The 20,186-nt window shown below is 66.0% G+C and carries 20 protein-coding genes; 11 read left to right on the top strand and 9 right to left on the bottom strand.

Translation table 11 applies throughout. The annotated features are described in order from the left end of the window. Positions 1-20: 20 nt before the first annotated feature. From Q8Z05_RS07180 to ptsP, 5 genes are all read right to left on the bottom strand, one after another. The gene (locus Q8Z05_RS07180; protein ID WP_305942785.1) at positions 21-1,388 is read right to left on the bottom strand and encodes an FAD-binding protein; all 1,368 of its coding nucleotides are present in this window, start codon (positions 1,386-1,388) and stop codon (positions 21-23) included. Positions 1,389-1,485: 97 nt separating this feature from the next. Continuing rightward, positions 1,486-1,716 (bottom strand): hypothetical protein, encoded by a 231-nt coding sequence (locus Q8Z05_RS07175; protein ID WP_305942784.1) that lies wholly within the window; start codon positions 1,714-1,716, stop codon positions 1,486-1,488. A gap of 112 nt (positions 1,717-1,828) precedes the next feature. Next, a complete protein-coding gene (locus Q8Z05_RS07170) occupies positions 1,829-2,227 on the bottom strand; it encodes a helix-turn-helix domain-containing protein (RefSeq protein WP_305942783.1) in 399 nt (132 codons plus the stop codon). A 60-nt stretch (positions 2,228-2,287) separates the two neighbouring features. Beyond that, positions 2,288-2,566, bottom strand: a complete 279-nt coding sequence (locus Q8Z05_RS07165) for an HPr family phosphocarrier protein (protein WP_305942782.1) — start codon at positions 2,564-2,566, stop codon at positions 2,288-2,290. Between the two features lie 33 nt (positions 2,567-2,599). Then, on the bottom strand, positions 2,600-4,285 hold the full coding sequence (ptsP, locus tag Q8Z05_RS07160) for a phosphoenolpyruvate--protein phosphotransferase (protein WP_305942781.1): 1,686 nt from the start codon (positions 4,283-4,285) through the stop codon (positions 2,600-2,602). Between the two features lie 161 nt (positions 4,286-4,446). On the opposite strand from ptsP, the gene Q8Z05_RS07155 reads away from it, so the two are divergent. The 4 genes from Q8Z05_RS07155 to Q8Z05_RS07140 all read left to right on the top strand — a co-directional run bounded on the left by Q8Z05_RS07155 (position 4,447) and on the right by Q8Z05_RS07140 (position 9,033). Beyond that, on the top strand, positions 4,447-5,175 hold the full coding sequence (locus Q8Z05_RS07155) for a TetR/AcrR family transcriptional regulator (RefSeq protein WP_305942780.1): 729 nt from the start codon (positions 4,447-4,449) through the stop codon (positions 5,173-5,175). 58 nt (positions 5,176-5,233) lie between these two features. Then, the gene (locus tag Q8Z05_RS07150) at positions 5,234-7,195 is read left to right on the top strand and encodes a PTS mannitol transporter subunit IICBA (protein ID WP_305942779.1); all 1,962 of its coding nucleotides are present in this window, start codon (positions 5,234-5,236) and stop codon (positions 7,193-7,195) included. After that, positions 7,195-8,349: a mannitol-1-phosphate 5-dehydrogenase gene (locus Q8Z05_RS07145; RefSeq protein ID WP_305942778.1), complete on the top strand. Its 1,155-nt coding sequence runs from the start codon at positions 7,195-7,197 to the stop codon at positions 8,347-8,349. Before Q8Z05_RS07150 ends, Q8Z05_RS07145 begins: the two co-directional genes overlap by 1 nt. A 162-nt stretch (positions 8,350-8,511) precedes the next feature. Next, positions 8,512-9,033, top strand: a complete 522-nt coding sequence (locus Q8Z05_RS07140; protein ID WP_305942777.1) for a GNAT family N-acetyltransferase — start codon at positions 8,512-8,514, stop codon at positions 9,031-9,033. 95 nt (positions 9,034-9,128) lie between these two features. Here Q8Z05_RS07140 and Q8Z05_RS07135 read toward each other — a convergent pair whose 3' ends face one another. From Q8Z05_RS07135 to rraA, 3 genes are all read right to left on the bottom strand, one after another. Then, entirely contained in the window at positions 9,129-10,568 is a 1,440-nt protein-coding gene (locus Q8Z05_RS07135; protein ID WP_305942776.1) for a sugar porter family MFS transporter, read from the bottom strand. Positions 10,569-10,882: 314 nt separating this feature from the next. Beyond that, a complete protein-coding gene (locus Q8Z05_RS07130) occupies positions 10,883-12,547 on the bottom strand; it encodes an MDR family MFS transporter (RefSeq protein ID WP_305942775.1) in 1,665 nt (554 codons plus the stop codon). Between the two features lie 111 nt (positions 12,548-12,658). After that, a complete protein-coding gene (gene rraA / locus Q8Z05_RS07125; protein ID WP_305942774.1) occupies positions 12,659-13,186 on the bottom strand; it encodes a ribonuclease E activity regulator RraA in 528 nt (175 codons plus the stop codon). Positions 13,187-13,282: 96 nt separating this feature from the next. Here rraA and Q8Z05_RS07120 point away from each other — a divergent pair, with 96 nt between their 5' ends. The 6 genes from Q8Z05_RS07120 (at position 13,283) to Q8Z05_RS07095 (ending at position 18,940) form a co-directional block, all read left to right on the top strand. Continuing rightward, positions 13,283-14,599 carry an MFS transporter gene (locus Q8Z05_RS07120; protein ID WP_305942773.1) on the top strand — a complete coding sequence of 439 codons (1,317 nt, stop codon included), beginning with the start codon at positions 13,283-13,285 and terminating at the stop codon, positions 14,597-14,599. Positions 14,600-14,759: 160 nt separating this feature from the next. Further along, positions 14,760-15,335 carry a TetR/AcrR family transcriptional regulator gene (locus tag Q8Z05_RS07115; RefSeq protein ID WP_305942772.1) on the top strand — a complete coding sequence of 192 codons (576 nt, stop codon included), beginning with the start codon at positions 14,760-14,762 and terminating at the stop codon, positions 15,333-15,335. Between the two features lie 305 nt (positions 15,336-15,640). Next, on the top strand, positions 15,641-16,864 hold the full coding sequence (locus Q8Z05_RS07110) for an NAD(P)-dependent malic enzyme (protein WP_305942771.1): 1,224 nt from the start codon (positions 15,641-15,643) through the stop codon (positions 16,862-16,864). A gap of 146 nt (positions 16,865-17,010) precedes the next feature. Further along, positions 17,011-17,511, top strand: coding sequence for a DUF456 domain-containing protein (locus Q8Z05_RS07105; protein ID WP_305942770.1), 501 nt, complete (start codon positions 17,011-17,013; stop codon positions 17,509-17,511). Between the two features lie 42 nt (positions 17,512-17,553). Continuing rightward, positions 17,554-18,519: a hypothetical protein gene (locus tag Q8Z05_RS07100; RefSeq protein WP_305942769.1), complete on the top strand. Its 966-nt coding sequence runs from the start codon at positions 17,554-17,556 to the stop codon at positions 18,517-18,519. Positions 18,520-18,580: 61 nt separating this feature from the next. Beyond that, entirely contained in the window at positions 18,581-18,940 is a 360-nt protein-coding gene (locus tag Q8Z05_RS07095; protein WP_305942768.1) for a nuclear transport factor 2 family protein, read from the top strand. Positions 18,941-18,955: 15 nt separating this feature from the next. Here the strand turns inward: Q8Z05_RS07095 and Q8Z05_RS07090 are convergent, their stop codons facing one another. Then, positions 18,956-19,621: a LysE family translocator gene (locus Q8Z05_RS07090; protein WP_305942767.1), complete on the bottom strand. Its 666-nt coding sequence runs from the start codon at positions 19,619-19,621 to the stop codon at positions 18,956-18,958. Positions 19,622-19,726: 105 nt separating this feature from the next. Between Q8Z05_RS07090 and Q8Z05_RS07085 the strand changes: the two genes are divergently transcribed. Continuing rightward, the gene (locus Q8Z05_RS07085) at positions 19,727-20,182 is read left to right on the top strand and encodes an Lrp/AsnC family transcriptional regulator (RefSeq protein WP_305942766.1); all 456 of its coding nucleotides are present in this window, start codon (positions 19,727-19,729) and stop codon (positions 20,180-20,182) included. Positions 20,183-20,186 lie beyond the last annotated feature (4 nt).

The raw sequence follows: 20,186 nt of genomic DNA, 5'->3' as shown, positions 1-20,186 counted from the left end.
CACTGATACCCGCCCTCCGGCTAGCTGCCAAAGACCTTCCGGGCCAGGAACTCGTTGCGGAATTTGTGCTCCGGATCCATGCGCTCGGCGAGGTCCTTGAAGTCGGCAAAGCGCGGGTACAGCCCGGCCAGGCGGGCGGCGCCTGCGTGGAACAGCTTGCCCCAGTGCGGCCGGGCGTTGAACGGGGCAAGTGCCTCCTCCATGGCGGGGAGCACCTCCTCCACCTCGTCCTGCCGCTGCTTCCAGGTGAAATGGAATCCCACGGAGTCCCGGCCGCAGGCCCCGCTGAGCCACAGCCGGTCGGCCGCCACGGTGCGGATTTCCGACACGAGCAATAGCGGGGTGATTCGGTCCGACAGGGCACGCAGTTCCGCGATGGCGGCCACGGCGTCCTCGCGCCGGACGAAGAATTCGCTCTGGAGCTCCTCGCCGCTGCTGGGCGTAAACGCCATGCGGAAGTGGGCCAGGCGCTCGGACCACGGCCCGGGGACCCCGAGCTGTTCGGTGCAGTTTTCAGCCGACACCCCGGGCAGCGGATGCCGGGCTGCAGTGGCGCGGGTACCACCGAAGAAGGTGCTGCCGGCGAACGCCGGTTCCGGGGCCGCGTTGCCGGAGGCAGCGCTCGAGTCCCCGCCGGCGGTGTCTGCGCCGAAAACCCGGCTCTTGAGCCATGCCTGATCGACGGCGTTGCCCCTCCAGTCCGTGAACAGGCTGACGCTGTAGGCGCTGGAGGTGGCGGCGTCGAAATTTTCCATCACGGTTCCCCAGGGAAGCGACTCGAAGACGTCCTGCCGAACCGTGAACGTGGGTTCGATGTCCAGGGTCACCTTGGTGACCACGCCCAGTGCGCCGAGGCCGACGACGGCGCCTTCGAAGTCGGGCGAGCTGCCCCGGCCCAGATGATGGACGGTTCCGTCCGCCGCCACGATTTCCAGTGCGGCGACGGAGGTTGCCAGGTTTCCGTTGGCGTCCCCGGAACCATGGGTTGCGGTTGCGACGGCGCCAGCCACCGAGATGTGGGGGAGCGAAGCCAGATTGGGCAGCGCAAAGCCGTTGGCCTCCAGCTTTTCCGCGAGGGTGCCGTAGCGGGTTCCGCCCGAGACTGTCACGGTACGTGCGGCGGAGTCGATGTGGATGCCCGGTTCCAGCTCGTCGAGGGAGATCAGGTCCCCGGGAGAGTCCGCGATGGCATTGAACGAGTGGCGGGAGCCGAGGGCGCGGATCTTCGTGGCGCCGGCCACCACTTCCTGGACCTCCTCCAAGCTCCGGGGGCGGTGGATCGCGGCGGCCGTGTAGCGGTAATTCCCCGCCCAGTTCAGTCCCGGTGCAGAGTTTCCGGATCCGGAGCGACTGCCTAGCCCGGGGAGTTCGCTGACCTCAGTGCGCATTGCTTACCTTTCGCGCCGGACCATGCGGCCGCCGGGAGATTGTTACCGCTAACAAGTCTGGTGAGCCGCCCGCTCCGTGTCAATGGCCATCCACCTGTCAGCGGTCTTCCATCGAGGTCCGTGACTGGCTTTGCTCGAGCTGACGGCTGGCCGCTTCACGGCGGCGCCGGGCAAAGTGGCTTTCCAGGCCTTTGGAGACCGCAACGAAAGCCACGCAACTGGCCATAAACGCCGCGGTGTTGCTCAGGCCCATGGCCGTTCCGAGGACGGCAGTCAGCAGCATGGCGGCGAACCCCGCCACAATGTGCCACCCTCTGAACTTACCCACAAATAAAGGGTAACCCCGGCCTTTGGGGCGTTTTGGCGGTAAGCAGTGATCGTTGCTTGATCCTTATCACTGCTTCACAAATGGCGGTCCGCGCTAAACGAACGCCGCTCGATCACGGCTGCTCGCCGCCGTCGTGGGCTGGCTTGGTTTTCTTCTGCGCCTCCAGCCATTCCGTGATGGCCGCCAGCCGGATCCGCCGGTGCGTGCCGCGGTATTCCACCGGTATTTCGCCGCGATCCGTCATGTTGCGAAGGTACGTGTGCGAAATTCCGGCGAGCTCCGCGGCCTGGGAGGTGGTCAGCATTTCCTCAACACTGCTGACGGTCACTGCTTCGCCGCGGCTGAAGCGGCTGAGCAGGTCAACGACGGCGTCCCTCGCCTGGGCCGGCAGGCGGTGGACCGTGCCGTCCACGAACACCGTGATGTCGTGGCTGCCGTTGAGGGCCTGCTTCAGTTTCAGGGCTTCGTCGCCGGGGAGCCCGGCGGTCACGCGGGGAGCAATCAGTGCCATGCGGAAATCCTAGCGCCCCGGCGTGACCCGGCCCTGTGTCGACGATCCGGCACCGCGCCGCTATTCGGCGTCGAGGTCCGTCTCCAGCAGGGTGACCAAGGCATCCAAGGCCTGGTCCGCGCCGTCGCCATCGGCCCGCAGGACCACGACGTCTCCCTTGGCAGCCCCCAGCGTCATCAGCGAAAGGATGCTGGCGGCGTCGAGGGCCTCTTCCGCCGGCTCGCCCTGCATGGAAATGGTGACATCGACGCCGGCATTGCCGGCCGCTTCGGCGAACAGCGCCGCAGGGCGGGCGTGGAGGCCGGAGCGGCTGGCGATGGTTGCGGTACGTTCGAGCATTGGTTCTCCTGGTGGATTGTCGGTGGGCGGCTGTCAGAGGCCGAGTTCGGTGAGCACGGGCAGCTTCTCGCGAACCCAGGCCCGGGCTTCGGTGGCGCTCGGTGCGGACAGCGCCAGTTTGGCCAGTTCCTGTGCTTCGGCCAGCGTGACGGTCTTGAGCACTGCGGCCACGGCCGCCAGCGACCGTGCGGTCATGGACAGCGTGGAGACGCCGAGTCCGGTCAGTACGACGGCGAGGGCCGGGTCCGCCGCTGCCTCGCCGCAGACGCCCACGGGTTTGTTGTGGCCCTCCGCGCGCGAACCCTCGACGGTCAGGCCGACGAGACGCAGGACGGCGGGCTGCCACGGGGTGTTCAGCGCGGCCAGCGGGCCGAGCTGCCGGTCAGCCGCCATGGCGTACTGGGTGAGGTCGTTGGTGCCCAGGCTGGCGAATCCCACTTCGCGCAGGATGGCCTCGGCCGTGAGCGCGGCAGAGGGGACCTCCACCATCACACCGGGTGTCTTGATGCCGGCGTCGGCGCACATGGAGGCGAAGCGGGCGGCCTCTTCCGCCGTGGAGATCATCGGGGCCATGACCCACACGTCCGCTTCGGACTGCTTTTCGGCCAGCGCGATGGCCTCCAGCTGGCGGTCCAGGACGCCGGGCGTGGTGAAGTCCGTGCGGTAGCCGCGGACGCCCAGCGCTGGGTTGGGCTCAGTGGAGTCGGTCAGGAACGGGAGCGGCTTGTCGGCGCCGGCGTCGAGCGTGCGCAGGACCACCTTCTTGCCCGGGAAGGCATCAAAGACGCTCTTGTAGGCTGCGGCCTGCTCTTCCACGGAGGGCTCGGTGTCCCGTTCCAGGAAGCAGAACTCGGTGCGGAACAGTCCTACGCCCTGCGCGCCCAGCTTGGCGGCTGCCTCCGCGTCCTTGCCGCCGCCGACGTTGGCGAGGAGAGGCACCAGGTGCCCGTCCGCCGTCGAACCGGTGCCGCTGAACTCGGCCAGCAGGGAAGCCGTGGCCGTCCATGCCTCCGCTGCGGCACGCAGGGAGTCGTCGGGTTCGGACGTGACGGTGCCGGCGGCGCCGTCCACAAAAACTTCGATGCCGTCGGGGAGTTCGTCCACGCCCACGGCGGCGACGACGGCGGGAAGGCCCAGGGAGCGGGCGATGATGGCGGTGTGGGACTGGGGGCCGCCACCTGCCGTGACGAGCGCCAGGACCTTGTTGGGGTCCAGGGTCGCGGTGTCGGCCGGCGCCAAATCCTCGGCCACCAGGACGAACGGCGTGTTGGAGGCGGGGATGCCGGGGGCGGGCACGCCGCGCAGCTCGGCGACGATCCGGGCGCGTACGTCCAGGACGTCGGTGGCGCGCTCGGCCATGTAGCCGCCCAGGTTGTGCAGCATTTCGGAGACGGAGGAGCCGGACTCCCAGATGGCGCGCTCACTCGAGACGCCGCGGGCAACGAGCTTGGCCGCACCCTTGATCAGCATGGTGTCCTTGGCCATCAGTGCAGTGGCTTCCAGCACCGCCTTGCCATCGCCAGTGGCGTGGGCGGCCCGGGACTTCAGTTCATCGTGCACTGCCTGGGAAGCCGCCTTGAGGGCGGCTGTCGCATCCTCGGCTGTGACGCCGGCGGGCAGTTGTTCGCCTGCAGGTGGTTCGCTGATGGGCTTGGGCATTTGGCGGATGGTGCCGATGATGCGGCCGGGGCTGACGCCTACTCCTGGGAAGTTCTGCACTGAAGGTCCTCGTTCTCTGCCGTAAGCAGGCCCCGCCATTCGTTGCCCGGGCGATTGCCCGGACCGTCGCAACGGCTACGTCCGACGGCTTTTGCGGTGCCTGAAAAAATTGTATGTGATGCACTTCATATAGCGTTGCTATAGGTGCTAGGGTAGCGGTTATGAGTTTCGATGGCCAGCTTCCGCCCAAAGTTCGGTTGCTGCGTGCAGCCGCCGAACTGCTGGCCAACTCCGGTGGCGCGGCAGTTTCCACCCGCCAGATCACCCAGCTGGCAGGGGTCTCCGCTCCCACCCTCTATCACCACTTCGGTGACAAGGAAGGGCTGTTTGACGCCGTCGTCGCGGCGGGTTTCGAAGAATACGTGGCCGGCGAACGCGACTTCGCGCCGTCCGGACATCCGTTGGAAGACATCCGGCGGATGTGGGACAACCATGTCCAGTTCGGGCTGAACCAGCCGGAACTCTACTTGGTCATGTTTGGCAACATTCGCCCTGAGAGCCGTCCGGCCATCGTCGCCGATGCCGAGGCGCTCATGGAGGAAATGCTGAACAAAGCAGCCGTGGCAGGACAGTTGAATGTCCAACCGCGCGAAGCGGCCAGAAGCATCCTGGCGGCGAACGTGGGCGTGACACTCATGCTGATTGCTGAGCCTGCCGCGGAACGCAACCTTGAACTATCCACTATGACCCGTGACGCCATGATTTTCGCGGTTTCCGCGGAACAGGCCAACGGCGCCGGGCCCGACACGTCCGGAAAGTCCTCGGTTGTGGTGGCAGCGATCGCTTTGAACGCCGCGCTCCAGGCATCGCACTCGGACCAGCTCTCCAGCTCGGAACTCAAGCTCTTTCTCGAATGGCTCCACCGGATCTCCACCAGTCCCACCAGCTAGTCGTCGGAAAATATCGGACCATCCTGCGGTGCAGCAGGAATCACGGTTAGGAAATCACATGGCAACAGAGACAGTTGCAAAACCCCGCACAAGCATGCGGGTTCACGTCCAGAGGTTCGGGACGTTCCTGTCCGGAATGATCATGCCCAACATGGGGGCCTTCATCGCCTGGGGCATCATCACGGCCTTCTTCATTCCGGCTGGCTTCACTCCCAATGAGGAACTGGCCAAGCTTGTTGGGCCAATGATCACTTACCTCCTGCCCCTCCTGATCGGCTTCACCGGTGGCCGGATTGTCCACGGCGTCCGCGGCGGCGTTGTGGGCGCAGTCGCGACAATGGGCGTGATCGTCGGTACCGACATCCCCATGTTCATCGGTGCCATGATCATGGGGCCGCTGACGGCGTGGATCATGAAGAAGCTGGACAAGGTCTGGGAAGGCCGGGTCAAGCCGGGCTTCGAGATGCTGATCGACAACTTCTCTGCCGGCATTGTTGCCGCGGCCTTGGCCATCTTCGGCATGCTGGTGATCGGCCCGGTGGTGAAGGCCTTCAGCAACGGCGCCAGCGCCGTCGTCGAATTCCTGGTCACCAACGGACTGCTGCCGTTCACCAGCATCTTCATCGAGCCGGCCAAGGTGCTGTTCCTGAACAACGCCGTCAACCACGGCATCCTGACGCCGCTGGGGACGGAGCAGGCGCTCGCCAACGGCAAGTCCCTCCTGTTCCTGCTCGAAGCCAACCCCGGCCCCGGCGTGGGCATCCTGCTCGCCTACATGATTTTCGGCAAGGGCCTGGCCAAGGCGTCAGCCCCCGGCGCCGCCCTGATCCAGTTCGTCGGCGGCATCCACGAAATCTACTTCCCGTTCGTGCTGATGAAGCCCATCATCATCCTGGCGGCCATCGGCGGCGGCATGACCGGCATCTTCACGCTGGTGCTCACCGGCGCCGGCCTGCGCTCCCCGGCCGCCCCGGGCAGCATCATCGCCGTCTTCGCCGCGACCGCCAGCGACAGCTACTTCGGGGTGGCACTGTCCGTGCTGCTCGCCGCCACGGTGTCCTTCCTGATCGCCTCGGTGATCCTGAAGGCCAGCAAGACCCCCGTCGGCGAAACCGAAGAGGACAGCCTCAGCGCCGCCACCTCCCGGATGGAATCCATGAAGGGCAAGAAGAGCTCCATCTCCTCCGCCCTGACCGGTGCGGGAGCAACCACCGCCGTTATGGCAGGTCCCATCAAGAACATCGTGTTTGCCTGCGACGCCGGCATGGGTTCCAGCGCGATGGGCGCCTCGGTGCTGCGGAACAAGATCAAGGCGGCCGGCTACCCCGACGTCAAGGTCACCAACTCCGCCATCGCCAACCTGAGCGATACCTACGATGTGGTGATCACGCACCAGGACCTCACTGAGCGGGCCAAACCTGCCACGGCCAGCGCCGTGCACGTGTCCGTGGACAACTTCATGAACAGCCCGCGCTATGACGAGATCGTGGAGTTGGTCAAGAGCAGCAACACCGAGGGAACGGCTCCAGGCGCCGCTACTCCCGTAGCCGCACCTGCCGCAGCCGCCGCGCCGGAGGCCGTGACGCCGTCGGACATCCTGGTGGCTGACAGCGTGGTCCTCAACGGCACCGCTACCACCCGTGACGCCGCAATCGACGAAGCGGGCAGGCTGCTGCTGGACCGCGGCGCCGTGGACAGCGGCTACATCGACGCCATGCACGAACGCGAGGAATCAGTGTCCACCTACATGGGCAGCTTCCTGGCCATTCCGCACGGCACCAACGCCGCCAAGGACCACATCATGAAGTCCGCGGTGTCCGTGATCCGTTACCCGAACGGCATCGACTGGAACGGCAAGGAGGTCAAGTTCGTGGTGGGCGTGGCCGGCATCAACAATGAGCACCTGCAGATCCTGTCCTCCATCGCCAAGGTTTTCACCAACAAGGCGCAGGTGGCCCAGCTCGAGGCGGCCACCACGGTTGACGAAGTTCTGGCGCTGTTCGGAAAGGTCAACGCATAGTGAAAGCTGTTCATTTTGGGGCCGGGAACATCGGCCGCGGCTTTGTGGGCCTGCTGCTGCACCAGGCAGGCTACGAGCTCTTATTCGCCGACGTCGCGGATGACCTGATCTCGCAGCTCGCCGCCGCGGACAGCTATGACGTCCACGAAGTGGGAGAGAACCCCACGGTGCGGACCGTTGACAACTTCCGGGCGCTCAACTCCGCCACCCAGGAGGCGGACGTGGTGGCGGAAATCGCGACGGCGGACGTCGTCACCACAGCGGTGGGGCCGCACATCCTGAAGTTCGTGGCGCCGGTGATTGCCAAGGGCATTGCCGCGAGGGCTGCCGGGCTGGCCCCGTTGCAGGTGATGGCGTGTGAGAACGCCATCAACGCCACGGACATCCTGCGGGACGAAGTGGCGGCGCAGTGGGATCCGGCGTCGGGTCCGCTCGAGGCCGCGGCTGTGTTCGCCAACACGGCCGTGGACCGGATCGTCCCCAACCAGGAGCCGGGCAAGGGCCTGGACGTCACGGTGGAGACGTTCTACGAGTGGGTCATCGACCGCACGCCGTTCGGGGACAACGTTCCGGTCATCCCGGGCGCCACGTTTGTGGACAACCTGGGGCCGTACATTGAGCGGAAGCTCTTTACGGTGAACACCGGGCACGCTTCCGCAGCGTACTTCGGGTTTGAGGCCGGGCTTGGCAAGATCTCGGAGGCCATGGCGGACCAGGACGTAGCCGCCGATGTGCGCGCCGTCCTGGACGAAACCAAGGAACTGCTGATCCACAAGCACGGCTTCAACCGCGAGGAGCAGGAAGCCTACGTCGAGAAGATCCTTGGCCGTTTCACCAATCCGCACCTGCCGGATACCGTGAACCGGGTGGGCCGCGCGCCGCTTCGAAAGCTCAGCCGGCACGAGCGCTTCATCGGCCCGGCCGCGGAACTGGCCGAACGGGGAATCGTGCCCGAGGCGCTGCTTGGAGCCATGGCAGCAGCCCTGCGCTTCAACGATCCCGCCGACGCCGAAGCAACCGAGCTGGCGCAGATCGTGGCATCGTCCACGGCTGCGGAGGCAACGGAAAAGGTGACCGGCCTGACGCCCGGGCACCCGCTCTTCGCGGCCGTCGAGGCGCTGGTGGAAGAGGTCAAGGCGGAGGCCAAGGTCTAGGGCCCAACCACCCACTACCCCCACTCCCCGCTCCCCACGGACGCTCTCTCACTTCCTGCGGGATGTACACAAACGCTCTCTCACCCCGGTTCGTCAGGTGAGAGAGCGTTTGTGGTTTCCCTGCGAAAAGTGAGAGAGCGTTTGCTGTGGCAGGCTGGGCGGATGACTTCCGCGCAACCTGACCCGGCTGCCCTGCTGACCATCGACGTCGACGGCGGGACATTCCGCCTGCGTCCGGCATCGCGGGCGGACCTGCCCGAAATACTCAAACTCCTGGCAGACGACCAGCTGGGCGCAGCCCGCGAGGACACCTCCAATTTGGCCCCCTATGAGCGGGCCTTCGAAGCGATTGACGCCGACCCTGCCCACCTTCTGGTGGTCGGCGAACTCATGGAACCGGGGGAGCCGGCCCGGCCTGTCGTCGCCACGTTCCAGCTGAGCTTTATCCCGGGCCTCTCCCGCCGCGGTTCCTGGCGCAGCCAGCTCGAAGCCGTCCGGGTGTCGTCACGACTGCGCGGCCTTGGGATCGGAGCCGCCATGGTCATCTGGGCTGCCGCCGAGTCCCGACACCGGGGGTGCTCCCTGATGCAGCTGACTACGGACAAGTCGCGCAAGGACGCCCACCGCTTCTACGAACGCCTGGGATTCACGGCAAGCCATGAGGGCATGAAACTCCTCCTCTAGTCCTTGGCCAAGGGACAGATAAGGCCCACGTTCAGGAAGAACATGGGCCTTATCTGTCCGCTCGCGCGGAGTGGCGGAATTCGAGCGTGCCGGTCCTAAACCTTGACGGTCCCCTTCGGCACGAACAGTGTTTCCGCCTGCTCCAGCGACATGCCGTTGGTCTCCGGCACCTTGAACATCACAAAGAAGAACGACGCCGCTGCAAACAGTGCGTACATGGCGTACGTCAGCGGCAGCGAACCTGCCGCCATCACCGGGAAGCTCAGCGTAATGGCGAAGTTGGCGATCCACTGTGCGGCCGCGGCGAGGCCAAGGGCGCGGGCGCGGATCCGGGACGGGAAGATCTCGCCCAGCAGAACCCACACCAGCGGGCCCCACGAGGCTCCGAAGCTGATCACAAAGACGTTGGCGGCCACCAGGGCAACGGGGCCCCAGGCGCCGGGCAGCGAAATCTCCTCACCTGAGCCAGTGGCTGAGGCGAAGGCCAGCGCCATGGCGCCCAGTGAAACCGCCATGCCCACCGAACCGGCTAGCAGGATGGGGCGACGGCCGATGCGGTCCACCAGCGCGATGGCCACGAGGGTGACCAGGATGTTGGTGACGGACGTGGCCACCGAAATGGTGAGGGAGTCCTTTTCCTGGAAGCCCACGGCCTTCCACAGGGTGGTGGAGTAGTAGAAGATCACGTTGATGCCGACGAACTGCTGCAGCACGGACAGGGTGATGCCGATCCACACCACGGCCTGCAGGCCAAAGACCTTGCCGCGGAGCGAGCCCTTCTGGCCGGCCAGCTTGTCTTCCTCGATGGCGGACTGGATTTCGCGGATGTGGCGGTCGGTGTCCTCGGACGGTGCGATGGTCTGGAACACCTTGCGTGCCTCGTCCTCCTTGCCCTTGAAGACCAGGAAACGCGGGGATTCGGGCAGGGTGTACGCGATCCAGCCGTACACGACGGCGGGGACGGCGCCGGCGAGGAACATCCACCGCCAGGCCTCGATGCCGAGCCAGAGCGGCTGGTCCGCGCCGCCGGCCGAGTTCGCGAACAGGGCGTCGGACAGCAGTGCGGCGAAAATACCCGTGGTGATGGCAAGTTGCTGCAGCGAGGCGAGCCGGCCGCGCACGTGCCGCGGCGAGATCTCCGAGATGTACGCGGGGGCAATGACAGAGGCCAAGCCAATGCCGAGGCCGCCCACCAGCCGCCAGAAGATCAGGTCCCAGACGCCGAACGCGAAGCCGGTGCCGAGGGCGCTCACCAGGAACAGGACGGCGCCGAGTTTCATGGCGGGAATGCGGCCGTACTTGTCGGCCACCTTGCCCGCCATGTAGGCGCCGGCGGCGCAGCCCAGCAGGGCGACGGCGACGGCGAAGCCGGTGACGGCCTCGCTGAGGACGAACTCGTCCTTGATGGCGTCGACGGCCCCGTTGACAACGGAGGAGTCAAAGCCGAAGAGGAACCCGCCCACCGCTCCCGCGATTGCGAGGCCGATCACCTTGCGGGGAACGCCGGGGCGGCCTTCGGTGCTGGATGTGGACATGGATCTCCCTTGGGATTTTGACGCTTTGGGTTTTAGCTGTGCGGACATCGTTGACCACGGAACCAGCCCCGTTGGCTGGCGCACACGCGCTAAACAGTGTGCCACTTCACGCTGTGAGGTTCCACTTAGGGACGGAAGTCGACGCCGGCGGGACGTCCCGGCGTCGTCGTCTGCCCGGCGGCCATGCGGACCGTCACGCAGCGCAGGCTTTTGCCGGCTGTGGCACCGCGGAGCCCGGGGATTCCGGGGAAACACCACGGGAGGCAGCCTAAAAGGCTGCCTCCCGTGACGTACGTGCGAACTGGGTGGGGAGGCTAGTGCGCCGGCACGGACTCTGATCCTGCTTCGTGCGAAGCTGCTTTCGGGTCCGTCAGCTTCTTCTTCGGCAGCGCGAAGCTGATCAGGAACGCGATGCCGGTGAGCACTGCGGCGGTGAGCATCACAGCGTCGATCGACTGCGCGAAGCCCTCGGTGATGGGCCGGGTGAGCACGGGGTTGGCCGTGTGCAGCCAGCTGGTGTCGTTGAGGGAATCGTTCGTGGCGCCGTTCTGGAAGAACTCATAGAGCTTGGCGTTGGCGGGGTCGGCAGCCACTGCGGGATCCTTCAGCACCGCCAGGTAGTCGGCGTTCTGCATGGCGTCCTTCATGCCCGTGGCGATGCGGTCCGCGGCGAGGCTGAACAGCATGGAAATGAAGACGGCAGTGCCCACGGCCCCGCCCATGGACCGGAAGAACGCGGCGGAGGACGTGCCCACGCCCATGTCCTTCGGCGGGACGGAAACCTGCATGGCCAGCGTGAGCGGCTGCATGCAGAAACCCAGGCCCAGGCCGAAGAACACCGCGATGACGCCCGGGACCCAGAGTCCGGTGTCCACGCCCAGCGAGAGGCCCATGGCAACGGCTGCCGCGGTCAGCACGGCGGTGCCCATGATCGGGAAGATCCGGTACGTGCCCGACGCCGAGATGGTCCGTCCGGCGGTGATGGAACCGGTGAGGATGCCCACGGTGAACGTGATCATCATCAGGCCGGCCTCGGTAGGGGTGAGGCCCTTTACCAGCTGGAGGTACATCGGCAGCATTGCGATGGCACCGAACATGCCGATGCCGATGATGAAGTTCAGCAGGGATGACAGGCCGAAAGTAAGGTTCCGGAAGAGCCGGAGCGGAATCAGGGCGTAGTCGCCGGCGCGCTTCTCGGCCAGCAGGAACGCGATGATACCCACGATGCCCAGTCCGAGGCACAGGAGGGACGCCGCCGAGGTCCAGCCCCAGCTGCGCCCCTGCTCGGCCACCAGGAGCAGCGGAACAATTGCCAGCGTGATGGCGGCCGCGCCCCAGTAATCGATCTTCTGCTTCACGTGCTTGGCGGGCAGGTGCAGGTAGAGGAAAACCACGGCCAGGGCGGCGAGGCCGATGGGCAGGTTGATGAAGAACACCCAGCGCCAGCCGTCAAAGCCGAGGATGTTCGCGGAGCCGGCGAAGGCGCCGCCCACCACGGGGCCCAGCACTGACGAGATGCCGAAGACGGACATGAAATAGCCCTGGAACTTGGCCCGGTCCTTGAGCGCAACAATGTCGCCGATGATGGTCAGCGCGAGGGCCAGTAGGCCGCCGGCGCCCATGCCCTGAATGCCGCGGGCGATGGCTAGCTCCGTCATGGAGTGCACCGAGCCGGCATAGAGGGAGCCTGCCAGGAAGATCACGATCGCGGCGAGGTACAGCGGGCGGCGTCCGAAGATGTCGCTGAGTTTGCCGTACAGCGGGGCGCTCACCGTGGACGTGATCAGGTAGGCCGTGGTGGCCCAGGCCTGCAGGGAGAGTCCGTCGAGGTCGTTGGCGATGGTGTAGATCGAGGTGGACACGATGGTCTGGTCAAGCGACGAGAGGAACATGCCGAGCATGAGGCCCACCATCACTGTGACGGTCTGACGTTTCGTCAGGACATCCCCGGTTACGGGCCCGGCGGCGGTTTTGGACATGACTGCTCCATTACAAAGAAAAGGGGATCACGCTTGATAGTTGCTTTCAGTAACTATCTTAGGGTGAGATTTGTTCCCCCGGCCCTGCCTGCGCGAAATGCAGTTTTAACCTCAGCGCTCCACGAGAATCCCGTCCGGATCGCACCAGATCATGGCGCCGGGCCGCACCGTAACGCCGTCGATCTCCAAGTCCACATCCGTTTCGCCGGCGCCGGTCTTGGCACTCTTGCGCGGATTGCTGCCCAGCGCCTTGACGCCGAGCGGCAGGTCGGCCAGGACCTCACGGTCCCGGATGGCCCCGTTGATAACGACGCCGGCCCAGCCGTTCGCGACGGCGCTCGCCGCGATCATGTCCCCCATGAGGGCGGTCCGCAGGGAACCGGCGCCGTCCACCACCAGTACCGCGCCGTCACCCGGAGTACCCAGGGTGGACTTGACCAGGGCGTTGTCCTCGAGGCAGCGGATGGTGCGGACCGGCCCGCTGAAGTGGGTGAGCCCGCCCAGGGACTGGAACTGGAGCCCGATGGAATTGAGTTCCTCGCCCCGCTCGTCGTAGAGGTCGGCCGTGTTGATGCTGCGGCTCTCCGCCGTGGGAGTGGTGTCTGCGTTGTCTGGGGTGCCTGCGGGGGAATCGGTCATTGGTCCTCCTCGGAATCAGCTGTGACAACCCGCATCGGGCTGTGATGCTCACGATAGTCTGATTGCACACCGATCATCAGTTCCCGGGGAGCCGCAATGAGCCTGTCCGACTTGCCGGGGCGCGTCCCGGAACCTTCCGCTGCAGCCGCGTCCCCGGGAGGAGGTTCCACGGCGGCGCTCGCCGAGCCGGAGCGGCGTGTCCGTCCGCTCTGGACCACCGGCGTCGTGCTGGTAAACGTGGGCATCAACGCGGCGTTCTTCGGCCCCATCCAGGTTCTGCTCGGGCAGCAGGCCGCACACTTCAGCGAAGGTGACAAGGAAGCCATTCTGGCGCTCGTCACCGGCGCCGGCGCCGCCGTCTCCCTCGTGGCCAATCCGCTCTTTGGCGCCTTCAGTGACCGTACGACGTCGCGGCTGGGCCGCCGCGTCCCGTGGGTGCTGTTCGGGGCCATCCTCGGCGCCGCCGCACTGATTGCCCTGGCCGGCGCGCCGAACGTGGCCGTCATGACCATCCTCTGGTGCCTGGTCCAGGCAGGCTGCAACGGCGCATATGCCGCCATCACCGCGGCCATCCCGGACCGAGTGCCCGTGCCTCAGCGCGGCGCCGTAGGCGGGCTCGCCGCCATGGGGCAGACGGTGGGAATACTGATCGGCGCGGTGATCGCCGCCGTCGTCAGCGGGAACTTCGGCCTGGGATACCTGGTGTGTGCGGCTGCGCTAATAGCCGGCGTCGCGCTGTACTTCTTCAAGAGTGACGACGTGCCGCTGCCAGGGGAGGTGCGACCGCCGTTCAGCCTGGCGGGCTTCGCCAGGGGATTCTGGATCTCGCCGGTGCTCTACCCGGATTTCGCGTGGGCATGGCTGACCCGGCTGCTGGTGAACATCGGCAACCACATGGTGACCCTCTATCTGCTGTTTTTCCTGACGGATGCGGTGCAGTTGAAAGAGACGCAGGGAATCGAACCGGCCTTCGGCGTCCTGATTCTCACCGGCCTGTACGCGGTCATGGTGATCATCACCAGCGTGATCGGCGGTCCGCTCAGTGACCGCATGGGCAAACGGAAGCCGCTGGTCATCGCCTCGTCCGTGATTATCGCCGTCGCATCGCTGATCCTCGCATTCGCCCCCAACTGGGCCGGTGCACTGACCGGCGCTGCCGTGCTGGGGATCGGCTTTGGCGCCTACCTGGCAGTGGACTTTGCCCTCATCACCCAGGTCCTTCCCAGCGCCCTGGACCGCGGCAAGGACCTGGGTGTCATCAACATCGCCAATTCGCTCCCGCAGGTCCTTGCACCCCTGATTGCCTTCCCGTTCGTCACGCTGTGGGGCGGCTACGTGTCGCTGTATATCGCCGCCGCGGTCATCGGCCTGCTGGGCGCAGTTTTCGTGGTGAAGATCAAGGGCGTGGACTGAAGACGGGCGGCCGGCCGCCTCCCGCAGCACACCGTTTTGAGTAATTGACGCACGGATTAGCCGCAAGGCGTGTGACGTATAGTGGACTCGAATTGCTGCGGCAGTGCTCTGATGGGGATCGCCTGACCGCTGTACGAAACCCACTCCCGGAACGCTGCTGATGCTCGAACTCAATTCAGATCTTCCCCCCATGGCCGCGCCGCCGACCCTGCCCCGACAACAAATCCGCTATGCCCGGATCCTGGATGCCGCCGCCGGCTTCGCCCGGAAAGGGCTGGACTCCGTGAGCCTGTCCGAGGTGTCCGCCAAAGCCAACGTCCCGCTGGGAACCCTGTACCGGTATTTCCCTTCCCCCACCCACCTGATGCTGGGGCTGTACCGGAAGCAGCTGGGGGATCTGCAGGTGGGAAGCTGGCCGGAGTCCAGCGGAGGCCGGGTGCATTCCCTGGCCGGCGTGGTGATGGAGATTTTCCACATGCGGCTGATGCAGCCGGCGGTGGAGCAGTGCCTGAACAAGTGCGTCTACACGAAGGACAAGGACACTACGGTCCTGCTGCGGGAGATCGACGTCATGGCTGAGCAGGCCGTTACGGTGGCAAGCGGCGACGCCGCCAAGTCCCGCGTGCTGCTGCTGACCGTCACCGGTCTGGTCCAGGCAGTGCGATGCCGTCGGTTATCGCTCTTCGAGGCCGAGGAAGACCTGAAGAAGGCCTGTTCGCTGCTGACCCGGTGCTAGCCGCATCGCGTAACCGGTCTAGACCACTCAAGGCATTCCAGACGGGAATTCCAGTGACGTAGCTCACTAAAATCTTTGATAAAACGTTTTATCAGAAGGAGTGGTCGGCCCAGTGTCCACTCGGCCGCCCCGCGTCTGTTTACCATTGGAGAACCGGAGTGGCTAGCAGCCCGTCCCTCGCAGGAGCTTTACCGCGGTCCCGCCATCCCTTGGGCCGCAGAATTTCCGCCTGACCATCTTGAGCCTCCTATGTGCTTGAGCCTCATTGTGCCGTGCGCCCACGGCTAGCCCCAGGAGACAACGACGTGTCCACTGAAACCATCACTCCCGCAGACAGCACTTCCGCCGGCGCCGCCTCCGCTGAGCCCTCCACGGTCCTCACCGATCAGGAGATCTTCGACGCACACCAGGGCGGCAAGCTATCTATCTCCAGCACCGTCCCGCTGTCCACCAAGCGCGACCTTTCCATTGCTTACACTCCGGGTGTAGCCCAGGTCAGCCGGGCCATCCACGCCGAACCGGAGCTTGCCAAGACCCTCACGTGGGCCGAGCGCCTTGTTGTTGTGGTCAGCGACGGCACTGCCGTCCTGGGCCTCGGCAACATCGGCCCGAGCGCGTCCCTGCCGGTCATGGAAGGCAAGTCCGCGCTGTTCAAGTCCTTCGGCGACCTTGACTCCATCCCCTTGGTCCTCAACACCACCGACGTGGACGAAATCGTGGAAACCCTGGTCCGCCTGCGCCCCAGCTTCGGCGCCGTGAACCTGGAAGACATCTCCGCTCCGCGCTGCTTCGAGCTCGAGGAAAAGCTCATCGAAGCCCTGGACTGCCCGGTCATGCACGATGACCAGCACGGCACCGCCGTCGTGGTCCTCGCCGCCCTGACGGGCGCCGCCAAGGTGACCGGCCGCGAACTCGAAGGACTCCGCGTGGTGGTTTCCGGTGCCGGTGCCGCCGGCATCGCCGTCGCTGAAATCCTGCTCACAGCCGGCATCCAGGACGTCGTCCTGCTGGACTCACGCGGCGTCATCAACAAGGACCGTGCGGACATCGCCGCCGATCCCGCCAGCAAAAAGGCTCAGATGGCGCAGCGCAGCAACCCGCGCGGCATCACCGGCGGCCCCGGCGAGGCCCTGCTCGGCGCCGACGTGTTCATCGGCGTCTCCTCCTCGAAGCTGGACGAGGAACACCTGAAGCTCATGAACCACAGCTCCATTGTGTTCGCCCTCTCCAACCCGGACCCCGAAGTCCTGCCGGAGGTCGCCTCACGCTACGCCGCCGTTGTGGCTACCGGACGCAGCGACTTCCCCAACCAGATCAACAATGTGCTGGCCTTCCCGGGAATCTTCCGCGGCGCACTCGACGCCGGCGCCCGCCGGATCACGCCCGCCATGAAGCTTGCCGCAGCCCGCGCCATCGCTGAACTGGCCGAGTCCGAGCTGTCCGCGGACTACATCGTACCCAGCCCGCTGGACCCGCGCGTTGCGCCGGCCGTCTCCGCCGCCGTCGCCGCGGCGGTCGAAGCGGAGTAACCGCGGATCACCTCCGCCACGAAGTTCGACGGCGGTGCCTCCCGTGCTGGGGAGGCACCGCCGTCGTCGTTCGTTAACCCGCCGTCGTCGTTCGTTAAGCAAGCGCCGTCCGCGGACGGCCCGGCAGGCAACCCTAGACTGGGGGCATGAACCCCGAAATCCTTGTGACTGTCCTCTGCGGCCTTGCCATCCTGGTGGGCGTAGCCGGCACCGTGATCCCCGTGCTGCCCGGCAGCATCCTCATCGGACTCAGCCTGCTGGCATGGGCCATCTGGGGCGGCGCCGGAACAGCCGGCTGGGTGGTCTTCGGGATGGGCATGATCTTCGTGCTCGCGGGAATGGCGGCCAGCGCCGTCCTCACGGGCCGCAAACTCAGGGAACACCGCATCCCCAGCCGAAGTGTGGTGGCGGGGCTCGTCTTCGGCGTGGTGGGAATGTTCCTCATCCCGGTGGTGGGCCTGTTCGTGGGGTTTGCTGCCGGCCTGTTGCTCAGCGAATCCCACCGAACCCGTGATTTCCGGACCGCCATGACCACCAGCTGGGCGGCGTTGAAAGCCACCGGCGTGGGCATGCTGGTGGAATTCGGCCTGGCCTGCCTTGCGGCGAGCACCTGGGTGATCGGTGTCTGGGTGACTGCCGCCAGCTAGTTCTTACAGCTGCCGCCAAGCGTGCACCACTAGCATGGAATCATGAGCGCCGGACAGACCTCAGGACCGATTTATCGCGACCACCGCGACCTCACCCCGTTCGGCAACACGCAGGTCCGCACACCGGTGCGGGACATCGCGGACGGCGTGGGCGGGATCCTGCACAGCGCCCTGGGCGGCCGGAACGGTGCGCTCCTCAGCGTGGACGGTCCTGTCCCGAGGATCAAGCGGCTGCCGGGGAAGGCTGCCAGGGCCGTGTACGACGCGATCTTCCACAACACCGACCCGAACCGGCTGATCGCCGCCGGCCGCGCCTACCCCGGCTGGGCCGGGCTCTGCTACGTCATGGCCGGGCTCCTCGCCTACAAACAGGGCGGATACCTGCGCGCCTCGGAATTGCTGCAGCGCGGCCTGACCACCAGGAACGACGACGACGCGAACCAGTTCGCGTCGGGCTACCTGACGCGGGTGGTCACCCGGGTTGAAGTTGCCGAACGCATCGAAGTCCCCGTGCTGTTCAGCGAGGAGGCCGTGTTCCTGGCGCTGTCGCACTCGTTCCGGGAAACAGGCCATCTCGAGGCAGCGCTGCAAACTGTGTCCTCGCTTCCGCCGTCGCTGCCGTCCGCCCTGGCGCGCTGCTCGCTGGCACACGCCCTGGGGCGCGACAAGGAAGTGGTGGTGTGGACTGAAGGGCTGCTCAACGCCGATGACCTCTCCGCCGCGCTGCTGCTGGTCCGCGCCCGTTCACTCCGGCGGCTCGGTGCCCAGGCCGCCGCCCAGCAGTCCCTGAAGGAGGTGCTGAGGCGGCGGAAAACCCATCTGGCGCTACGCAACGATGCCCTGACCGACCGGGCCCTGCTGCTGCTGGACAACGGCCGGAAATCCCTCAATCCGCGGGACTGGCTGCGCGGACGGCCCGCAGAGCTCGAAACCTTCGAGGTCATCCGCAAGGACGTTGAGGAACGCAGGCTCTGGGAGCAGGAGTGGAAGCAGCTGGACCGGGAATGATCCCGGGACGGCGAGCCGGGTGGCCCTTGTGGGCGGTGGCGGCCCGCGGTACAACGGACCAATGAACGACGCAATCAGGCAGTGGATGGAAAAATACGTCACGGCATGGACCACCAACAAGCCGGAGGACATCCGGGCGCTCTTCACGGAGGACGCCGTCTACGCCACCCGGCCTTATGACCCGGACGCCTGGCGCGGACACGAGCAGATCGTGGAACGCTGGCTGACCGCGGCGGACGAGCCCGATGAGTGGACGTTTGAATGGTCGCCGCTCGGTTCGGACGGAGACCTGCATTTCGTCCAGGGGCGCACCACGTACCTGGGGGACCGTCCCAGCTACGAGAACCTGTGGGTGGTCCGGCTCGGACCGGACGGGCGGGCCTCCGCCTTCACCGAATGGTTCATGGAGCGCAAAATCTGAGGAGCACGGGCGGTACTAGTGCCAGGTGATTCCGGCTACGAGCGGAACCAGCTGCTCGGACAGCAGCACGGCCCCCAGCGCCACCATGATGATCCCGCTGGCAAGGGTCACCCGCCGGGCGGCCGCCGGCCGCGAGTGCAGCAGCTTCCGGGAGAGCAGCGCCACGCAGGTGTATACCACCGCCACCAGCAAGACAAACGTCAGGCCCAGTAGCCCGGACTGCACCGGAACCGGCAGCGGCGCTTCCGTGCTGACGAACTGCGGGACCAGCGCCACGAAGAACAGCAGCCCCTTGGGATTGATCCCGCTGGTGCCCACGCCCTGGAGGAAGGTCCGGAACTGGGTGGATTCCGCCGGGCGGGATGCCTCCGTGGAAGGCGCTCCGTCGCCGAATGTGGCGCCGCGCCACGACCGGATGGTCCCGAAGCCCAGCCACAGCAGGTAGGCCGCGCCCGCCACCGTGAGCCAGCCCAGGACGCCGGGCAGCCCGGCAAGCAGGGCCGCCAGTCCTGCCACCATCAGCACCGTGTGCAGGACGTAGCCGCCGCAGAGCCCCGCCACGGCAGGGACGAAACTGCGCTGCCTCAGGCCCGCGGCGATGGAGTAGGCCCAGTCCACCCCGGGTGTGCAGGCCAGGGCACCGGCAACCACCAGGAATGCGAGGAACAACTGGGGATTCACGGGCGGCCTCCTACGGTCTGCTGATAGGAGAAACTCTAGGCAAAATGCCGCCATAAGTGTTCCCTGATTTCCCCAGGAAATGCCGGTTCCGGGTAAGATTATTGCGTGATTGACAATATCGACAGAAATATCTTGCGCCACCTCAAGGAGGATGGCCGGATGACTGCCACGGCACTGGCGGCAAAGGTCGGACTCACCGTTGCCCCATGCCACCGGAGGCTCCGCGATCTGGAGTCATCAGGGGTGATCCGGGGCTACCGCGCGGACATTGACCCGTCCGCCGTCGGGCTCGGGTTCGAGGCAATCGTTTTCGTGACGCTCAGGCAGGTGGACCGGCCCACCATGGAGATCTTTGAGAACAGGGTGGCGGACAATCCCAACATCGTGGAGGCGCAGCGTCTGTTCGGCTCGCCGGACTACCTCCTGAAGGTCATCGCGGAGGACCTGCCCGCCTACCAGCGCTTCTACGACGCCGAGCTCACCTCGCTGCCCGGCGTGGAGCGGCTGACGTCAACGCTGGTAATGAAAAACCTCAAATCGAACGCGGGGCCGCCGGTGTAGAGGA

Origin of the sequence: Arthrobacter oryzae (assembly GCF_030718995.1) — a bacterium.
GTDB lineage: Bacteria > Actinomycetota > Actinomycetes > Actinomycetales > Micrococcaceae > Arthrobacter > Arthrobacter oryzae_C.
Note: the sequence above shows the minus strand (reverse complement) of the source record. Positions and strands in the feature narration are given on the sequence as shown.